1 pseudogene is annotated in these 684 nt (G+C 59.1%); it reads left to right on the top strand.

Going from position 1 to position 684, the window contains the following annotated elements:
* Positions 1-684, top strand: a pseudogene (locus HMPREF3277_RS10960) (RHS repeat protein); the annotation flags it as partial.

Raw genomic sequence — 684 nt, 5'->3', positions numbered from 1 at the left:
GCCAAAACCGCCTACGAACTCGCAGTGGACGGACTGCCGCTCAAACGCACCAACGCGCTGGGCCATACCTTCGCCTACGCCTACGACAAAGCCCGCCGTCTGACCGTCCTCACCAACGAAAACGGCGAAACCTACCGTCTCGATTACGACCGGACCGACAACCTGATCCAAGAAACCGGTTGGGACGGCAAAATCACCGCCTACGGCTACGATGCCGCCGGACAACTGGTCCAACAGACCGAATACGGCCAAAGCAATCATGAAGGTCGTCTGAAAGAGCGTCCCGAAACTTGGCACATCCACCGGTTCAAACGCAACATCCTCGGCCAACTGATCGAAAAACAGAGCCGCAAAGTCTCCGGCCGCAACGGACAAAGCAAAGACGAAGGCATCAGCCGCACCCGTTTCGAATACGACCCCGTTACCGGCAACCTGACCAAAGCCCGCAACCAACACAGCAGCGTCGAACTCGCCTACGACGAACTCGACCGACTCATCGGCGAAACCACCGTCCACAACGGCCAAAGCGCCACCGTAGGCTACCGATACGACCCGCTGGGCAACCGCATCCGCACCATCCTGCCCGACGGCCGCCATATCGATTACCTTTACTACGGCAGCGGGCACCTGCACCAAATCAGCCTCGACGGCGAAGTCATCACCGACATCGAACGCGACAAACTG

Source organism: Neisseria sp. HMSC70E02, assembly GCF_001838645.1.
Classification (GTDB): Bacteria; Pseudomonadota; Gammaproteobacteria; order Burkholderiales; family Neisseriaceae; genus Neisseria; species Neisseria macacae.
Note: the sequence above shows the minus strand (reverse complement) of the source record. Positions and strands in the feature narration are given on the sequence as shown.